This window comes from Stenotrophomonas sp. ZAC14D2_NAIMI4_6 (assembly GCF_003086875.1).
GTDB lineage: Bacteria > Pseudomonadota > Gammaproteobacteria > Xanthomonadales > Xanthomonadaceae > Stenotrophomonas.
Genome location: NZ_CP025996.1, coordinates 626,953 through 644,357, shown reverse-complemented (window position 1 = coordinate 644,357; position 17,405 = coordinate 626,953). Strand labels below are relative to the sequence as shown.

General features: G+C 63.5%; 16 protein-coding genes. 12 read left to right on the top strand and 4 right to left on the bottom strand.

The annotated features are described in order from the left end of the window. Window positions 1–3: 3 nt before the first annotated feature. On the top strand, window positions 4–1,407 hold the full coding sequence (locus tag C1933_RS02850; protein ID WP_108752108.1) for a mannose-1-phosphate guanylyltransferase/mannose-6-phosphate isomerase: 1,404 nt from the start codon (window positions 4–6) through the stop codon (window positions 1,405–1,407). A 142-nt stretch (window positions 1,408–1,549) separates the two neighbouring features. Here the strand turns inward: C1933_RS02850 and rfbD are convergent, their stop codons facing one another. Genes rfbD through rfbB form a run of 4 tightly spaced genes read right to left on the bottom strand, consistent with a single transcriptional unit; the run spans window position 1,550 to window position 4,957 of the window. Continuing rightward, window positions 1,550–2,449, bottom strand: coding sequence for a dTDP-4-dehydrorhamnose reductase (gene rfbD, locus C1933_RS02845; RefSeq protein ID WP_108752107.1), 900 nt, complete (start codon window positions 2,447–2,449; stop codon window positions 1,550–1,552). After that, on the bottom strand, window positions 2,446–3,003 hold the full coding sequence (rfbC, locus tag C1933_RS02840) for a dTDP-4-dehydrorhamnose 3,5-epimerase (protein WP_108748438.1): 558 nt from the start codon (window positions 3,001–3,003) through the stop codon (window positions 2,446–2,448). Before rfbC ends, rfbD begins: the two co-directional genes overlap by 4 nt. Beyond that, window positions 3,000–3,887, bottom strand: coding sequence for a glucose-1-phosphate thymidylyltransferase RfbA (gene rfbA / locus C1933_RS02835; protein ID WP_108752106.1), 888 nt, complete (start codon window positions 3,885–3,887; stop codon window positions 3,000–3,002). Before rfbA ends, rfbC begins: the two co-directional genes overlap by 4 nt. A gap of 14 nt (window positions 3,888–3,901) precedes the next feature. Continuing rightward, window positions 3,902–4,957: a dTDP-glucose 4,6-dehydratase gene (gene rfbB, locus C1933_RS02830; protein ID WP_108752105.1), complete on the bottom strand. Its 1,056-nt coding sequence runs from the start codon at window positions 4,955–4,957 to the stop codon at window positions 3,902–3,904. Between the two features lie 286 nt (window positions 4,958–5,243). On the opposite strand from rfbB, the gene C1933_RS02825 reads away from it, so the two are divergent. The 11 genes from C1933_RS02825 to C1933_RS02775 all read left to right on the top strand — a co-directional run bounded on the left by C1933_RS02825 (window position 5,244) and on the right by C1933_RS02775 (window position 17,319). Further along, window positions 5,244–5,990, top strand: coding sequence for an electron transfer flavoprotein subunit beta/FixA family protein (locus tag C1933_RS02825; protein WP_060380126.1), 747 nt, complete (start codon window positions 5,244–5,246; stop codon window positions 5,988–5,990). Next, window positions 5,990–6,928, top strand: coding sequence for an electron transfer flavoprotein subunit alpha/FixB family protein (locus C1933_RS02820; protein WP_108752104.1), 939 nt, complete (start codon window positions 5,990–5,992; stop codon window positions 6,926–6,928). Before C1933_RS02825 ends, C1933_RS02820 begins: the two co-directional genes overlap by 1 nt. 58 nt (window positions 6,929–6,986) lie before the next feature. Further along, window positions 6,987–7,367: a GtrA family protein gene (locus C1933_RS02815; RefSeq protein ID WP_108752103.1), complete on the top strand. Its 381-nt coding sequence runs from the start codon at window positions 6,987–6,989 to the stop codon at window positions 7,365–7,367. 413 nt (window positions 7,368–7,780) lie between these two features. Continuing rightward, window positions 7,781–9,559, top strand: coding sequence for an LTA synthase family protein (locus tag C1933_RS02810; RefSeq protein ID WP_234414642.1), 1,779 nt, complete (start codon window positions 7,781–7,783; stop codon window positions 9,557–9,559). 193 nt (window positions 9,560–9,752) lie between these two features. Continuing rightward, a complete protein-coding gene (locus C1933_RS02805; protein WP_234414640.1) occupies window positions 9,753–10,781 on the top strand; it encodes a lysylphosphatidylglycerol synthase transmembrane domain-containing protein in 1,029 nt (342 codons plus the stop codon). Window positions 10,782–10,850: 69 nt separating this feature from the next. Further along, window positions 10,851–12,242, top strand: a complete 1,392-nt coding sequence (locus C1933_RS02800; RefSeq protein ID WP_108754717.1) for a UbiA family prenyltransferase — start codon at window positions 10,851–10,853, stop codon at window positions 12,240–12,242. Next, a complete protein-coding gene (locus C1933_RS02795; RefSeq protein WP_108752101.1) occupies window positions 12,239–13,552 on the top strand; it encodes an FAD-binding oxidoreductase in 1,314 nt (437 codons plus the stop codon). Before C1933_RS02800 ends, C1933_RS02795 begins: the two co-directional genes overlap by 4 nt. Window positions 13,553–13,554: 2 nt before the next feature. Beyond that, window positions 13,555–14,286: an SDR family oxidoreductase gene (locus C1933_RS02790; RefSeq protein WP_108752100.1), complete on the top strand. Its 732-nt coding sequence runs from the start codon at window positions 13,555–13,557 to the stop codon at window positions 14,284–14,286. 34 nt (window positions 14,287–14,320) lie between these two features. After that, window positions 14,321–14,992 carry a class I SAM-dependent methyltransferase gene (locus C1933_RS02785; RefSeq protein ID WP_108752099.1) on the top strand — a complete coding sequence of 224 codons (672 nt, stop codon included), beginning with the start codon at window positions 14,321–14,323 and terminating at the stop codon, window positions 14,990–14,992. Window positions 14,993–15,022: 30 nt separating this feature from the next. After that, window positions 15,023–15,967 carry an NAD-dependent epimerase/dehydratase family protein gene (locus tag C1933_RS02780; protein WP_108752098.1) on the top strand — a complete coding sequence of 315 codons (945 nt, stop codon included), beginning with the start codon at window positions 15,023–15,025 and terminating at the stop codon, window positions 15,965–15,967. 29 nt (window positions 15,968–15,996) lie between these two features. Next, complete coding sequence (locus tag C1933_RS02775; RefSeq protein WP_108752097.1) at window positions 15,997–17,319, top strand: NAD(P)/FAD-dependent oxidoreductase; 1,323 nt, start codon at window positions 15,997–15,999, stop codon at window positions 17,317–17,319. Window positions 17,320–17,405 lie beyond the last annotated feature (86 nt).

Genomic DNA, 17,405 nt, shown 5'->3' with positions numbered 1-17,405 from the left:
CCGATGAGCATCGTCCAACCCGTCATCCTGTCCGGTGGTTCCGGCACGCGCCTGTGGCCGTTGTCGCGCGAAGCCTACCCGAAGCAGTTCCTGCCCCTGGCCGGCGACAGCACCATGCTGCAGGCCACCTGGCAGCGCGTGGCACCGATCGCCAGCCGCGGCCCGCTGGTGATCGCCAACGAAGAACACCGCTTCGTGGCGGCCGAACAGCTGCAGCAGGTCGGTGCCGAACCGGCCGCGATCATCCTGGAACCGATGGGCCGCAACACCGCACCGGCCATTGCCGTGGCCGCGCTGGAGGCCACCCGTGACGGCGCCGATGCGCTGCTGCTGGTGCTGCCCTCGGACCACGTGATCACCAACGAAGCCGCGTTCCGCAGTGCCGTGCAGACCGCCGCTGGTGCGGCCGAGGCCGGCAAGCTGGTTACCTTCGGCATCGTGCCGACCGGCCCGGAAACCGGCTACGGCTACATCAAGGCCGCCGACGGCCAAGGCGTGCGTGCGGTCGAGCGCTTCGTCGAAAAGCCCGACCTGGAAACCGCCAGCGGCTACGTGGCGAGCGGCCAGTACTACTGGAACAGCGGCATGTTCCTGTTCAAGGCCTCGCGCTACCTGCAGGAACTGGAGCGCTTCCAGCCGCAGATGCTGGCCGGCAGCCGCAGCGCCTGGCAGCAGGCCCGCCGCGATGCCGACTTCACCCGCCTGGACAAGGATGCCTTCGCCGCTGTGCCGTCGGATTCGATCGACTACGCGGTGATGGAAAAGACCGCCGATGCCGTGGTCGTGCCGCTGGATGCCGGCTGGAACGATGTGGGATCGTGGACGGCGCTGCGCGATGTGTCGCAGCAGGATGGCAACGGCAACGCCCACCAGGGCGATGTGATCGCCATCGACTGCCGCAACACCTACGCCTACGGCCAGCGCCTGGTGGCCATGGTCGGCCTGGATGATGTGATCGTGGTGGAGACCGACGATGCGGTGCTGGTCGGCAAGGCCGACCGCATGCAGGAGGTCAAGACCGTGGTGGCGCAGCTGAAGGCCGATGGCCGCAGCGAAGCCACTTGGCACCGCAAGGTCTACCGCCCGTGGGGCGCCTACGATTCGATCGACAACGGCGAGCGGTTCCAGGTCAAGCGCATCACCGTCAAGCCCGGCGGCACGCTCAGCCTGCAGATGCACCACCACCGTGCCGAGCACTGGATCGTGGTCAGCGGCACCGCCGAAGTGACCCGTGGCGATGAAGTGATCCTGCTCAGCGAGAACCAGAGCACCTACATTCCGCTGGGCGTGACCCATCGACTGCGCAATCCGGGCAAGCTGCCGCTGGAACTGATCGAAGTGCAGTCGGGCAGCTACCTGGGCGAAGACGATATCGTGCGCTTCGAAGACACCTACGGGCGCAGCTGAGCTGGACCGCTGGGGTCGGATCCCGTTGCTGCGCAACGGGCTCTGCCCCCTTCTCTGCTGACCGGTAGATCCACGCCATGCGTGGATCCACAAGCGGAGCGGCGCGTATGCCGCGACCGCCCTCAGTCGAGCAAGCTCGACGCTACGCGGTGGCAATCTCCGCCATCACCCGCTTCAGGCCATCCTGCCATGCCGGCAGTTCGATGCCGAAGTCCTGCTGCAGCTTGCGGTTGTCCAGCACCGACCAGGCCGGACGCTTGGCCGGGGTCGGGTACTCGGAACTGGCAATGGCTTCCACCGCCGGCACGTTCGCCAGCACGCCACTCGCCAGAGCCTGCGCAAAGATCGCCTCGGCAAAGCCATGCCAGCTGGTCTGGCCGCTGGCAGTCAGGTGCCAGGTGCCCGACAGCTGCCCCGGATGCTGCAATGCCTGCGCGGTCACATCGGCAATCAGCGCGGCCGGGGTCGGCGTGCCGATCTGGTCAGCCACCACCCGCAGCTGGTCGCGCTCGGCGCCCACCCGCAGCATGGTGCGCAGGAAGTTCGCGCCATGCGAGGCATACACCCACGCGGTGCGGAAGATCAGGTGGCGCCCACCTGCGGCACGCACGGCGTCCTCGCCGTCGCGCTTGCTGGTGCCGTACACGCCCAGCGGTGCGGTCGGCTCGTCTTCGCGATACGGCGCGCTGCCCTGGCCATCGAACACGTAGTCGGTGGAGTAATGCACGAACGGCACACCATGGGCCGCGCACCAGCGCGCGATCACGCCCGGCGCCTGCGCGTTGGCCGCGAAGGCGGCCTCCGCGTCCTGTTCGGCACGATCCACCGCCGTGTAGGCGGCGGCATTCACCACCACCGACGGCTGCAGGCGGTCCAGCAGCGTCGGCAGGCTGTCAGGCTGGCCGAAGTCGGCCACTTCACAGGCACTGCCATCGGGCAACTGGCCACTGCGCGTGGTCGCCACCACCGGCCCCAGCGGGGCCAGTGCGCGCAGCAGTTCCTGTCCGACCTGGCCGTTGCCGCCAAACACCAGCACGGTCATGCGGTGTAGACCGGCAGGCGGTCCTCGGCAATGTCCTTCAGGAAGGGCGCGGCCTCATCCTTGGCCGACAGCGTCGGCGCACTGATCGGCCAGTCCACGGCGATATCAGCATCGTTCCAGCGCACGCCGGCATCGAAGTCCTTCAGGTAGACCTCGGTGCACAGGTAGCTGAAGACCGCGCGTTCGGACAGCACCGCAAAGCCATGGGCGAAGCCTTCTGGAATCCAGAACTGCTTCTTGTTTTCCGCGCTCAGCACCACCGCTTCCCACTGGCCAAAGGTGGGCGAGCCGCGACGGATGTCGACGGCCACGTCGTACACCTCACCTTCCAGCACGCTGACCAGCTTGCCCTGCGGGCGCGGCCACTGGTAATGCAGGCCGCGCAGCACGCCCTTGGCCGACGTGGACACGTTGCTCTGCACGAAGCGGTCCGGCAGGCCCAGCGCAGCGAAGCGCTCGGCATTCCAGGTTTCGAAGAAATAGCCGCGGGCATCGCCGAACACGGCCGGTTCGATCACCACGCAGCCGGGCAACTTGGTTTCAATTACTTTCACGGAACGACTCCACGCAATGCGAGCTTGTGCAGGTACTGGCCGTAGCCATTCTTGATCAGCGGTGCAGCCAGTGCTTCCAGCTGCTCGGCGCTGATCCAGCCCTTGCCGAAGGCGATTTCCTCCGGGCAGCAGACCTGCAGGCCCTGGCGGGTCTGGATGGTCTCGATGAAGTTGGACGCTTCCAGCAGCGACTGGTGGGTGCCGGTATCGAGCCAGGCATAACCGCGGCCCAGCGCTTCCAGGTGCAGGTGGCCCTCGCGCAGGTAGCGCTGGTTCAGATCGGTGATCTCCAGCTCGCCGCGCGGCGAAGGCTTCAGCTCGGCGGCGTAGTCGCTGGCATTGCCGTCGTAGAAGTACAGGCCGGTCACCGCGTAGTTGGAGCGCGGGTTCTCGGGCTTTTCCACCAGGTCGATGACCTTGCCGTTCTTGTCGAACTCGGCCACGCCGTAGCGTTCCGGGTCATTCACCCAGTAACCGAACACGGTGGCGCCCTGGTCGCGCTGGTCGGCGTTGCGCAGCACTTCGCGCAGGCCGTGGCCGTGGAAGATGTTGTCGCCCAGCACCAGGCAGCTCGGCTTGCCGGCCACGAAGTCCTTGCCGATCAGGTAGGCCTGGGCCAGCCCATCGGGGCTGGGCTGCACGGCGTACTGGATATCCATGCCCCACTGCGAACCATCGCCCAGCAGCTGCTGGAACAGGGCCTGTTCGTGCGGGGTGTTGATGATCAGCACTTCACGGATGCCCGCCAGCATCAGCACGCTGAGGGGGTAGTAGATCATCGGCTTGTCGTACACCGGCAGCAGCTGCTTGCTGACGCCCTTGGTGATCGGATACAGCCGCGTGCCGGAACCGCCGGCCAGGATGATGCCTTTGCGTTGGGTCATGTCGTCTCCCGGGTTCAGGCCGAAGTGCCGATGCGCTGCAGGCGGTAGCTGCCATCCAGCACGCCGTTCACCCACTCCTGGTTGTCCAGGTACCAGTCAACGGTGAAGGCGATGCCCTGTTCGAAGGTGTACGCCGGTTCCCAGCCCAGGTCGTTCTTCAACTTGGAGGCATCGATCGCGTAGCGGCGGTCATGGCCGGGGCGGTCGGTGACATAGGTGATCTGGCTGCTGCGCGGCTGGCCATCGTCGCGCGGGCGGCGTGCATCGAGCAGCGCGCAGATCGCGTGCACCACTTCAATGTTCTGCTTTTCCGAATTGCCGCCCACGTTGTAGGTCTCGCCCACCTGGCCCTTGGCCAGCACGGTGCGGATCGCTTCGCAGTGGTCGGTCACGAACAGCCAGTCGCGCACCTGCTTGCCATCGCCGTACACCGGCAGCGGCTCGCCGGCCAGCGCCTTGGCGATCACCAGCGGAATGAGCTTTTCCGGGAAGTGGTACGGGCCGTAGTTGTTCGAGCAGTTGGTGGTCAGCACCGGCAGCCCGTAGGTGTGGTGGAACGCGCGCACCAGGTGGTCCGACGCTGCCTTGGACGCCGAGTACGGCGAATTGGGCGCATACGGGGTGGTTTCGCTGAACTTGCCGGTCTCGCCCAGGGTGCCGTACACCTCGTCGGTGGACACGTGCAGGAAACGGAACGCCGCGCCCTTGTCGGCCGGCAGGCCCTTCCAGTGGTCACGCACCGCTTCCAGCAGGCCCAGGGTGCCCACCACGTTGGTCTGGATGAAGGCGCCCGGGCCGTCGATGGAACGGTCCACGTGGCTTTCGGCGGCGAAGTTCAGCACCGCATCGGGCTGGTGCTCGGCCAGCAGGCGCGCCACCAGGGCACGGTCGCCGATGTCGCCCTGCACGAATACGTGATTCGGGTTGCCGTCCAGGCTGGACAGGGTCTTCAGGTTGCCGGCGTAGGTAAGCGCATCCAGGTTCACGACCTTGATGCCGCGGGCGACGGCTTCGAGAACGAAGTTACCGCCAATGAAGCCGGCGCCGCCGGTGACAAGCCAAGTGGGCACTACCTGTTCTCCTGTTAGTGAATTCATCCTGGGAGCACTCGCAGGTGCTCCGACACAGCGCCACAGCATACAGGGCGGCGTTCTTCACGACTGCCTGCACGTGGTGAACGGCGCAGGCGGATTCAGTGTTTTTTGACGCAACGCAACAAACCATACGCATTCGCATGGTCGCGCAAGGCCAGTTAGAATCCAGATCCCACCCCCGAACCGGTTGCTGTGCGAGGACCGGACGTTTCCCGTTACTGTGAGCCGGCCAACGGCCGGCACTACAAGGATCGAGTACCAGATGAAAATCCTCGTCGCGTACAAGCGCGTGGTGGACTACAACGTCCGCATTCAGGTCAAGCCGGACGGTTCCGGCGTGGTCACCGACGGCGTCAAGCTGTCCCCCAACCCCTTCGATGAAATCGCACTGGAAGAAGCCCTGCGCCTGCGCGACAAGGGCATCGCCACGGAAGTGGTGGTCGCCACCATCGCCCCGGCCGACGCCCAGGCGCACCTGCGCAATGGCCTGGCCATGGGCGCCAACCGCGCCATCCACGTGGTGACCGACCAGGCCATCCAGCCGCTGACCGCCTCGCGCACCCTGCTCAAGCTGATCGAGAAGGAACAGCCGGACCTGGTGATCCTGGGCAAGCAGGCCATCGACGACGATGCCAACCAGACCGGCCAGATGCTGGCCACGCTGTGGGGCCGCCCGCAGGCGACCTTCGCCAGCAAGCTGGACATTGCCGACGGCAAGGCCACGGTCACCCGCGAAGTCGACGCCGGCCTGGAAACGCTGGAAGTAGACCTGCCGGCGGTGGTCACCACCGACCTGCGCCTGAACGAGCCGCGTTTCATCAAGCTGCCGGACATCATGAAGGCCAAGGCCAAGCCGCTGGAAACCCTGCAGCTGGCCGATCTGGGCGTTGAAGCCGCCGACACCTTCAAGACCACCCAGTACGCCGCGCCGTCCAAGCGCAGCAAGGGTGTAATGGTCAAGGACGCGGCCGAACTGGTTGCCGCACTCAAGCAGAAGGGGCTGCTGTAATGAGCAAGATTCTCGTCATCGCCGAGCACCACGACGGCAAGCTCAACGCCGCCACCGCCAAGACCGTCAGCGCCGCCGCCGCCATCAGCGGTGCCAGCATCGACGTGCTGGTGCTGGCCGCCGACCCGGCCGCGGTTGCCGCTGAAGCAGCGAAGATCGCCGGCGTGGCCAAGGTCCTGACCGTGGCCAACGCCGCCAATGCGCAGGCCATTGCCCAGGTGCTGGCCCCGCAGATCGCGCAGCTGGCCAAGGGCTACAGCCACGTGTTCGGCCCGTCCACCACCTTCGGCAAGGACCTGATGCCCTGCGTGGCCGCCCTGCTGGGCGTCAACCAGGTGTCCGACCTGATGAGCGTGGAAGGCAGCCACACCTTCAAGCGCCCGATCTATGCCGGCAACGCGATCATCACCGTGGAAGCCCCGGCCGACCAGATCGTGGTCGCTACCGTGCGCGCCGCCTCCTGGCCGGAAGCCGCCCAGGGTGGCAATGCCACCGTTGAAGCGGCCAGCGTGGATGCGGCCCTGCCGACCCATACCCGCTTTGTGGGCCTGGCCGCCGGTGCCAGCGACCGCCCGGACCTGCAGGCCGCCAAGCGCGTAGTCTCCGGTGGCCGTGGCGTCGGTTCGGAAGAGAACTTCAAGGTGATCTTCCAGCTGGCCGACAAGCTCGGGGCCGCCGTCGGTGCCTCGCGTGCCGCCGTTGACGCCGGCTACGTGCCCAGCGATCTGCAGGTGGGCCAGACCGGCAAGATCATCGCGCCGGAACTGTACGTGGCCGTGGGCATCAGCGGTGCCATCCAGCACCTGACCGGCATCAAGGATGCTGGCACCATTGTCGCAATCAACAAGGACGCGGACTCGCCGATCTTTGAGATTGCCGACATCGGGTTGGTGGGGGATCTGTTTGCGATCCTGCCGGAGCTGGAAAAGGCGCTCTGACGCCGATCAGCTGGCCAGGGCGTCGCCTGACGACGCCCTGGCCCCTGCCGGATATTCCATGACACAACGACTCCTACGCTTCCTGGTTGCCGGTGGCTCCGCCGCGGCAGTGGAATACGCCGCATTCTTCGCCCTGCAATTTACTTTCGGGCCGAAATGGCTGCTGGTGAACCAGTCGCTGAGCTTTTCGTGCGGTTTCGTGGTCAGTTTCCTGCTCAATCGCCATTGGGTATTCCGCAGCGACGGAAACGCCGGCCACGAGCTCCTGAAATACGGCATCCTCGCTGCCATCAACCTGGCGGCCAGCAACGCGTGCATATTCCTCATGGTGGGCCCGCTGGGGATCCATCCGCTTGCCGCCAAGATTCTGGTGATGGGAATGGTCGCCGCATGGAACTACCTGATTTTCTCGCGGCTCGTGTTCAGGAGACCAGCATGACGGTGGTCTCCACGCGGGGCATGCCCCTCAGTTGTAGCGACGCAAACGCCACGCACAGCGCATAGCCTCACTGTAGAGAAAACGGAACATAGTGTTCCATTTCTGAAAGCTGACATCCTGGATGCCGGCTTTTCTTTTCACAGATGCAAACAGATCGCATCCAGGCCGGGCTTTTCACCACGATCGGCAAACTTTTGTTTCGTTTTCGCCCGAACGCATCTCAACGTAACCAAGAGCATTCCAACGTGTCGAAGGGTTGCGAATTCACGAATGTGTAGTTTCTGTGACAAACCCGTATGATCCAGCCCGGCATGGATTGCCGCTCGCCTGATTCCGCTCGGCCAGTCCAATGCCCCTACCTATTCCAGAGAGGCAACCAGGAAGAATTCCTTGGCGATTCTTCCAATTGGCTGATGAGCAACAATATCTTGAGTATCTCCCGACGCCTTCCGGGCTGGGGAACGTGCGTTGCAGGATTGCTGACCGGCGTCCTCCTGGTGCGGATGAACCGCTACTACGCCCACGCTGACCTTCTGTACCTTGGTATCAGCTTCCTGCTGGAACTGGCGCTGATCGATCTGGCCACCCACGTTGCGCTGGGTGTGCGGAACCGGCTGCTGCGCATCCTGGCACTGGCGCTTCCGGCAGCGGCAGGCTTCGTCTACGTTGCCCAGCTGTACTCGGTGTGGCTCTCCGGGGGACTGATACCGCCGATTGCCTTCGCCAACCAGGAAGTAACGGGCCTCATCGCATTCAACGGTGCTTACGCGATGCTGGGCGCTTACCTGCTCGCCTTCGTAACTTTCGCGTTCGTCCACCGTTTGGACCAGCCCCGATTGCGACCGGGCACGGGACTGGTATTGCTTGGAATAACCGCCGCGGCCTACGCTGGGATGGTCCACGACCAACCCCTGGCTCGCGGGATCGTCGTGGCACGCGGCGAAGCACCCGTGTCATCACTGGTACGTGCCTACGCGACATATGCAGGCATGAGCAATCGGGCACAGCTTAGTGCGGCGGAACTGATCGAGGCGCGAGCGGCTTTCTCAAGGAGAACAGTCTATCAGCAGGGTTTTCCCGCAGAAATGACCAACACTCTCGTGGCCCAGCCAAATGTCATCGTGATTTTCACCGAGGGTATGTCCGCTCGCTGGATGGAAACCTACGGTGGCGCGCATCCGGGACTCATGCCCCATCTTGATCGACTGGCGGGCGGCTCGCTTGTTCTGAAGAACTACTACAATCACACCGCAGCGACCTTCCGCGGCCTGCGCGGTCAGATCACCTCAGGACACCAGGAGATCGATGGTTACAACAAGGAAGGAACGGGGATTGGCCAACGCGACGTATCTGGCGACATCACAGCAGTCTCCCGCATCAGCATCCCGGAAATATTGCGAGCCCAGGGCTACCGCAGCGTCTTCTTCCTGTCCCAGCAGGAGTACATCAACAAGATGGTGGAAACTCTGGGTTTCGACCGCACGCTTGGGCGCGACTACCTGTTCGACACCCATGTACGAGGTGACGGGTCATCCGTCATGCCTAAGTACCTGACTGATCCAGAGCTTTTCAACAGCGCGCTGTCGGAACTGGAGGCACAACCGCGTGAAAAACCATTCTTCGCAGCCATGTACAACTTCCAGACCCACGCATTCCTGGACGGCGAAGAAAAATACGGTGATGGACGTAACATCGTCCTCAATCGCTTCCATACCTACGATCGCGACATCGGCCGCTTCATCGACCGCTTCATGGCAAGCCGCCTGCACGAGAACACCATTCTGGTCGTCACGGCGGACCATTCCACCTATCCAGATCCGGTAACCGTGGATGCGGACAGCCGCATCAAGGGCTATTTTGTCGACACCATACCGCTGCTGATATACTGGAAAGGCGTTGAGCACCGCGAAATCGATGCTGCTGGCAAGAACTCACTGGATCTCGCGCCTTCGCTGTTGAGTCTGCTGGGCGTCAGGAAGAGCCACAACCTGTTCCTGGGTTGTACCTTCTTCGAGCAGTGCGAGCTCGACCGTGTCTCCAACATTGGCGGTGAGTACGTCCTGACCGACGCAGAGGGTTCGTACCGGGGTCCCGATGTCCCCGAGTCCCTTCAGGCATCCTACGACGGGGCAAAACAGGCCATTGAGCGCTACAAGTCCATGGACATGGTGATCGACACGCACATGAAGTGACGTGCGCCCGGGCAACTGAGGGGATCGGCCCCTGCGATACGGCAAAGCAGCAAAGGGGGCAGAGCTGGATATCTGGCCCCTCCATGCTTCCATTGGTCGTGGGCCCAGATCTCTGAACATTCAAGTCTTGTCAAGAAATGTCGCTAGAATGCTGGATCAGGCCTGCTGAATCCTCAACCGGAGCCCCGCCAACTTGCGTCCGCTCCCCACCTTACCCCGCCAGCCAGCCAAAGTCCGGCATCAACGCTGGCAGGGCATCTTCTTTCTGCTGTTAGTGAGCTCAAGCTACCTGGGCCTGATGCTGTTCGTCGACCGGGATACCCACGTGCTCTCCCGCCTGGCTGAACTGCGCGCACCGCTGGCGCTTTGCGCACTGATGGTGCTGGGTAGTTTCCTCCTGCGCTACCAGCGCTGGCATTACCTGCTGCGTGCCCAAGGGCATCAAGTTCCTTGGCGGGAAGGCCTGCGTGCCTACATTGCGGGGTTCGCCTTCACCGCGTCACCGGGCAAGGCCGGTGAACTGCTGCGCATTCGCTACTTCGGCAACCTCAATGTCCCCGCCCATACGGTTCTGGCGACCTTTATCGCCGAACGTGCCTTGGATCTGCTTATCATCATCTTGCTTGGGGTGGGAGCTGCAACACTCATCCCCGCCTTTGGCGTATTGGCCACTTTGGTAGCCGGTTGCCTTGTCCTACTTTACCTGGCCGGCCGCTGGCCTTGGCTTCTGCATCAGATCTCCTCAATAGGCGCCCGCCTGCCGGGCGTCTGGACGCGCCGCTTGGCCACGTTCATGGTTGCCGGTGTTCGCGAGACGGGGCCACTGCTGCGTCCACAGGTTGCACTTCCTGGACTGCTGCTGGGTACACTGGCATGGCTGCTGACCGCGTTGGCATTTGCTGCTCTTTGTTCCGTCCTCGGCTTGTCCATCAGTTGGCAGCATTCACTGGGTATTTATCCCATTGCAATGCTGGCCGGTGCCGCATCTTTCGTTCCGGGTGGCGTCGGTACGACCGAAGCTGCCATCGTCCTGATGCTGAATGCAATTGGCGCCAGCATGCATATCGCTGTCACAGCGGCCGTAGGCATACGACTTGCAAGCCTGTGGCTCGCCATTGCAGTGGGAATGCTTGCCATGGCGAGCCTTGAGATACACCCAGCACAGCGACGCTCCAAGACGACCAGTGGCGCATCGTCCGCCGTACGCCCGTCCGAACTCTGATCCATACCCACATGCACCAACTGCTTCCTGGAGTTCCCAATTTTGGCCATTGAACACCGTGCCCTCTGCGTGGATCTCGACGGCACCCTGCTCCGCTCGGACATCCTGTACGAATCGTTGTTGGCGCTTCTGGCCCACAACCCGCTCTACCTGTTCCTGGTTCCGTTCTGGCTGCTGCGCGGCAAGGCCCATGTGAAGCGCCAACTGGCCTCGCGGGTACAACTGCCGGCCGAAACGCTGCCCTACGACGAGCGCGTGCTGGAGATCCTGCGCACTACCACGCAGCGCCCGCGCGTGCTCTGCACGGCGTCCGACCGGCTGCTGGTACAACCCATTGCCGACCATCTGGGGCTGTTCGAGGAAGTCATGGCCAGCGATGGCCAGACCAACCTGTCCGGCAGCAACAAGGGGCAGGCGCTGGCCGAGCGCTTCGGTGAACGCGGCTTCGATTACATGGGCAACGGCCGCGTGGACCTGAAGGTCTGGGCACATGCCGGCGGCGCTATCGTGGTGAACAACGGCAACGGCCTGGCCCGCGATGCCGCCCGCCACACCGAGGTACTGGCCCATCTGCCTGCACAGAACGGCGGCCTGATGACCTGGATCAAGGCCCTGCGCATCTACCAGTGGCTGAAGAACCTTCTGGTGCTGGTGCCCCTGCTGACCGCACATCGCTTCCTGGATCCTGCCGCAATCGCCGATGCAGGTGTCGCGTTCCTTGCCTTCGGCCTGTGCGCCTCCGGCGTTTATCTGCTCAACGACCTGCTCGACCTCACCCCGGACCGCATGCACCCTCGCAAGCGCAAGCGGCCTTTCGCTGCGGGTAGGCTGCCCTTGCTACACGGCCTGCTGCTGGCGCCATTGATGACGCTGGCGGGCTTCGCGTTGGCCCTTGTGTGCAGCGCCGAGTTTGCACTGGTACTGGTTTGCTACTACGTGATGACCCTGAGCTACTCGCTCAAGCTCAAACGCATCGTGATGATCGATGTGGTTCTTCTCGCAGCGCTGTATACCGTACGCATCATCGGCGGCGCAGTGGCGATCGGCTCGGAACTCTCGTTCTGGCTGCTGGCATTTTCCATGTTTGTGTTCCTCAGCCTGGCCATGCTCAAGCGCTATACCGAACTGGCGTCGGCCCTGGCCAATGGCAAGGAAATGGCCATCGGCCGTGGCTACTCGGTCGCCGACCTGCCGCTGGTGCAGTCACTGGGTGCGGCCGCTGGTTACATCGGCGTGCTGGTGTTCGCGCTCTACATCAACAGCCCGGAAAGCCTGGAGCTGTACCGCAATCCCAAGCTGCTCTGGCTGCTGTGCCCGATCCTGCTGTACTGGATCAGCCGTATGTGGATCGTCTCCCACCGCGGCGACATGCATGATGATCCGATCGTGTTCGCGGCCATGGACCGTGGCAGCCAGGTCGTCATCGGCCTGTGCGTACTGATCGTCCTGCTGGCGATATGAGCGGGGCGAGCGGCCAATCTTGGGGGCGCTACCCGCGGGTGGAGCAACGGATACTTCCGGTGCTTGACCGCGACGCCGCCCTGCCGATGCCATCCGATGGCGGCAGCGTGCTGCCGCATGGCAATGGCCGCAGCTACGGCGACAGCTGCCTGAACCCAGGCGCCACCCTGCTGACCAGCCGTGGCCTGGACCGCTTCATCGATTTCGACCCCGCCACCGGCATCGTTCGGTGCGAGGCCGGGATCACCCTGGCCGACATCCTCGACATCGCCCTGCCCCGCGGCTGGTTCCTGCCGGTCACACCGGGCACCCGCTACGCCACCGTCGGCGGGGCCATTGGCAATGACGTGCATGGCAAGAACCATCATCGTGCCGGCACGTTCTGCCACCACGTGCGGTGCATTGAGCTGCTGCGCAGCGACGGCTCCCGCCAGCAGCTGACGCCCGCCGACAGCAGCGGCATGTTCGCTGCCACCGCAGGTGGCCTGGGCCTGACTGGTTTCATCACCCGGGTCGAGCTGCAGCTTCGGCGGGTGCCGGGCCCATGGATCGAAACCGAGTCGATCCGCTTCGGCAACCTCGATGAGTTTTTTGAACTCTCGCACGCCTCTGCCGACGGATTCGAGTACACGGTGGCCTGGATCGACTGCCTGGCCAAGGGCGCGAACCTGGGCCGTGGCCACTTCCTGCGCGGCGACCATGCCCCGGGAGATGTACAGGCCGCCACCCCCAGTTCGGCCCCGCGCCGCAGCATGCCACTGGTACCGCCGGTCTCACTGGTGAACCGACTGACCCTGCGCCCGTTCAATACGCTCTACTACTGGCGGCAGCCGGCACGCCGGGCGCGCCATGTATCGCATTACCAGAGCTACTTCTACCCCTTGGACGGCATCAACCACTGGAACCGCATGTACGGCCCACGCGGCTTCCTGCAGCACCAGTGCGTACTGCCGCCCGCTACCGCGCGCGACGCCACCGCCGCATTGCTGGGCGAAATTGCCCGCAGCGGCCGAGGCTCTTTTTTGGCCGTACTGAAGGAATTCGGTGACCGGCCCTCGCCGGGCATGCTGTCCTTCCCTCGCCCGGGCACCACCCTGGCGCTGGATTTTCCAAATGATGGCCCGGAGCTGCTGAAAATGCTAGATCGGCTGGATCGCATCGTCAGCGAAGCGGGCGGCGCGGTGTATCCAGCCAAGGATGCACGCATGTCCGGCCTCCTGTTCCGCCAGGCGTACCCTGCCTGGGAAGCATTCTCCCGTTTCATCGACCCTCGATTCTCATCCGGCTTCTGGCGCCGGGTGATGGAGTAAGCATGCAGAAGATCCTGATCATCGGCGCGACATCGGCCATCGCTGAATCGGTCGCACGCCTGTACGCCGGGCGCGCTGCGGCCATGTACCTGGTGGGCCGCAGCGGCAGCAAGCTCGACGCCATCGCTGCCGACCTGCGCGTGCGCGGCGCCCAGCGCGTAGAGACCGGCGTGCTGGACGTAAACGACCTGTCCGCGCACGGTGCGCTGCTGGACCACGCCTGGGCTGCCCTGGGCGGCATCGACATGGTGCTGATCGCCCACGGCACCCTGCCTGACCAGGCGGCATGCAACGCTTCGGTCGGCCTGTCACTGCGCGAATTTGCCACCAATGGCACCTCGACCATCGCCCTGGCGGCAGCCCTGGCCCAGCGCCTGCAGTCCGGCGCCACGCTGGCGGTGATTTCCTCGGTGGCTGGTGATCGTGGCCGCGCCAGCAACTACCTCTACGGCAGCGCCAAGGCCGCCGTCACGGCCTACCTCAGTGGCCTGGGCCAGCGTCTGCGCCCGGCCGGCGTCAACGTACTGGTGATCAAGCCGGGCTTCGTCGATACGCCGATGACAGCCGCGTTCAAGAAGGGCGCGCTGTGGGCAACGCCCGACAAAGTGGCCGCAGGCATTGTCAAGGCCATTGGCAAGCGCAAAGCCGTGGCTTACCTGCCAGGCTTCTGGTGGGCGATCATGATGATCATCAAGAACATCCCCGAATTCGTTTTCCGCCGCATCTCCCTCTGACCTGAACCACGAACCACTAACCAGGACGACCCGTATGCCGGATATCGATCGCGACCTCGACGTACTCTATCAGCACCGTTTCCCCAAGGAAGAACTCGCCAACAAGAACCGGATCTGGCAGGTGCTGTGCAGCCAATACTTCAGTCGGTTCGTGAACCCGTCCGACACGGTGGTCGACATTGGTGCGGGGTACTGCGAATTCATCAACAACATTGCGGCGGCCGGAAAGATTGCCGTCGATCTGAACCCCGATGTCCGCCAGTTCGCCACCGACGGCATCCGCATCATCAATGAGAGCTGCACGGCAGTGGCCTCGATCCCCGATGCCAGTGTCGACGCCGTGTTCATGAGCAACTTCCTGGAGCACCTGCCAACCAAGGACCTGGTGCTGCAGACGCTGCGTGAGAGCGCTCGCATGCTCAAGCCCGGCGGCCGGGCGATCATCCTGCAGCCGAACATCCGCTTCCTGTACGACGAGTACTGGGATTACTTCGATCACCACACTGCGTTGAGCGACCGCAGCCTGGTCGAGGGCGTGTTGATGGCGGGCCTGGAACCGCGGGTTGTCATCCCCAGGTTCCTGCCCTACACCACCAAGAGCCGCCTGCCGCAGGCACCGTGGCTGGTGTCGCTGTATCTGAAGATCCCGCTGGCGTGGCACATCCTGGGCAAGCAGGCGCTGGTCGTGGCGTACAAGCCGCGCTGACCCCATTCCTTTCAGTAGTCGAGTTGGTCCATGGCACAGAAGAACGACAAGATAGTCATTACCGGCGCCGCCGGCCTGGTGGGACAGAACCTCATCGTTGAGATGAAACAGCAGGGCTATACCCAGCTGGTTGCCATCGACAAGCACGCACACAACCTGGAAATCCTGCGCAAGCTGCACCCGGACGTGCAGACGGTGCTGGCTGACTTGGCCGAACCGGGTGACTGGGCACGCGCATTTGAAGGTGCGCGAATTGTCGTGCAGCTGCACGCACAGATCACCGGCAAGACCACCGACCTGTTCGTCCGCAACAACTTGACGGCGACTGGGCACGTGCTGGCTGCCAGCAAGGCAGCCGCCGTTCCCTACATGGTGCATATCAGCTCATCGGTCGTGAATTCCGTCGCCAAGGATGACTACACCAACACCAAGCGGGATCAGGAAGCGATGGTGGTGGCCAGTGGCCAACCCCACTGCGTGCTGCGCCCGACGCTGATGTTCGGCTGGTTCGACCCCAAACACCTTGGCTGGCTGTCACGCTTCATGGCACGCACCCCGGTGTTCCCTATTCCGGGGGACGGGCGGTTCATGCGCCAGCCGCTGTACGAACGGGACTTCTGCCGCTGCATCGCCAAGTGCATCGAGACCGAACCCAACGGCGACGTGTTCGACATCGTCGGCGATACCCGCGTGGATTACGTGGACATCATCCGCACCATCAAGCGGGTGAAGAAGCTGCACACGCTCATCGTGCATATCCCGATCAGCTTTTTCGCCTTCCTGCTGAAGGTCTACAGCCTGTTCAGCAGCAAGCCTCCCTTCACCGCAGATCAGCTCAAGGCGCTGAGCGCCGGAGATGACTTCAAGGGGATCGATACCCAGGCGGTATTCGGAGTGAAGCAGACGCCGTTCGAGGATGCGATCCGAGAGAGCTACACCGACCCGCGCTACAGCCATATCGTGCTGCAGCGCTGACCCAACAGATCAGACGGGATTTCACAAGAATGAGCACTTTCGCCATCATCGGCAGCGGCCCGATGGGCCTCATGGCAGCACTGGAACTGCTGAAGCAGGGCCACCAGGTCGACGTGTACGAGCGTGACGACCGCATCGGCGGCATGTCGGCTGACTTTGATTTCGACGGCCTGCGCATCGAGCGTTACTACCACTTCATCTGCAAGACCGACTATCCCCTGTTCAAGCTGCTCGACGAGATGCAGTTGTCCGATCGCCTGCATTGGACGGACACCAAGATGGGCTATTACTACCAGGGCAAGCTGCACAAGTGGGGTACTCCCTTTGCGCTGCTGGGTTTCCCGCACCTGGGCCTGGTCGACAAGATCCGCTATGCCCTGCACGTGATGCATACCAAGGGCATCCAGGACTGGACCGCCCTGGACAAGGAAAATGCCCGCGACTGGATCACCCGCTGGATCGGCCCGAAGGCCTACAAGGTGATGTGGGAGAAGGCCTTTGCCCTAAAGTTCTTCGAGTACCAGAACGACCTGTCCGCTTCGTGGATCGGCACGCGCATCAAGCGCGTGGCGCTGTCGCGGCGCAACCTGTTCAATGAAAGCATGGGCTACCTGGAGGGTGGCTCGGCTGTCCTGCTCGAGAAGATGGCTGCGGACGTCCAGCGCCGTGGGGGATGCATCCTGCTCTCGCAGCCCATCGATGAAGTGACGTCCGTCGATGGCAAGGTGACCGGCATCCGCACTCCCGCCGGGCAGCAGCCCTACGACGCCGTTGTGTCCACTGCGCCGATCCAGTACGTGCCGAAGCTGGTTCCGGGCCTGCCGAAGACCTTCGCCGACCAGGTCGGTGCGATCGACAACATTCCGGTCGCCTGCGTCATCCTGAAACTCTCGCAGCCGGTGAGCGAGAACTTCTGGATGAACATCAGTGATGACCGCATCACCATCCCGGGCCTGATCGAGTACAGCAACCTCAATCCGGGCAACGGACCGGGCGAACACATCGTGTACGCGCCCTACTACATGCCCAAGACCCACCCCAAGTGGCAGTGGAGCAACCAGCAGCTGATCGACGAAGTAATCAGCTACCTGCCGATGATCAACCCGGCGTTCAAGCCGGAATGGATCAAGGCGACGCACTGCCACCGCTACGAGTACGCACAGACCATCTGCCCGCCCGGGTTCCAGGACATGCTGCCGCCGATGAAGACGCCGCTGCAGGGCTTCTTCATGGCCGATACGGCGTACTACTACCCGGAAGATCGCTCGATCAACGAGAGCATTGCGGTGGGGGCGGCACTGGCGGCGGCTGCCGCCGGTTCGCCTCCGGACCATGCAACCGCCGGCCAGTAGTCACGCGTCGCTGCCTGCGGAATCCGACCTCCTTCTGCTGATGGCTTGCCCATGACCTCACTATCATTGATCACGCCCGGACGCCG